Annotated in this window: 2 protein-coding genes; both read right to left on the minus strand. The window is 47.3% G+C overall.

What is annotated here, in order from left to right; genetic code table 11:
* Window positions 1-511: tetraacyldisaccharide 4'-kinase (gene lpxK, locus R7093_RS24480; protein ID WP_318146919.1), on the minus strand; the 511-nt coding region annotated here is incomplete at its 3' end.
* 5 nt (window positions 512-516) lie between these two features.
* Window positions 517-896, minus strand: a 380-nt coding sequence (locus R7093_RS24485) for an ATP-binding cassette domain-containing protein (RefSeq protein ID WP_318146920.1), incomplete at its 5' end; no start/stop codon positions are given.

Here is an 896-nt window from a genome sequence, read left to right on the forward strand (position 1 = left end):
GACGATTTCCATCAACAATCACAAGTTCAACATCACGCTCTAGAGCATAATGCTGCAAACCATCATCGGTAATGATGATATCCACGTCTAACTCTAATAGCGCTTTCACGGCGTTTGCACGTACAGGATCGACTGCGACAGGTGCTCCGGTGCGCCGGTGGATGAGTTTAGGTTCATCACCACAATGTTGAGTAGGAGTATCATCATTTAACACCAGCGGATACTGCGGAGCCTTCGCACCGTATCCTCGAGACACCACTCCCGGTTTATACCCCAGATGTTGTAATTGCTCGACCAACCAAACCACAACAGGCGTCTTACCATTGCCACCAGCGGTGATATTACCGACCACCACTACGGGCACTGGTGCTTGATACGCTTGCTTGCGACCAGTTTGAAACTGTTGACGCTTCGATCTACTGATTGCACCAAACAACACACTGAGTGGCCATAATAATGGCCACAACAGATATTTTAATGGATGATTTTCAAACCAGATTTTTTCAACCACAGCAACTATTCGCCAAACTGGATGTGATGAAGTTGAGCGTAAGCGCCATTCTTAGCAATCAAGTCTGCGTGATTACCTCGTTCAATAATGGCACCGTCGTCTACGACTAGAATCTCATCGGCTTTTTCGATCGTTGACAAGCGGTGAGCAATCACCAACACGGTTTTATCTTTCTGCAGCTCATCTAATGCAGCTTGGATGGCACGCTCTGATTCCGTATCCAGTGCAGAGGTTGCTTCGTCAAGAATCAGTACAGGCGCATCGCGCAGAAATGCACGAGCAATGGCTACACGTTGGCGCTGACCACCAGATAAGCTTGCACCGTTTTCGCCGATCATGGTATCTAAACCATTTTCCATTTTATTGATGAATTCCATTGCATGCG

It is taken from the genome of Vibrio sp. 1580, assembly GCF_033340055.1.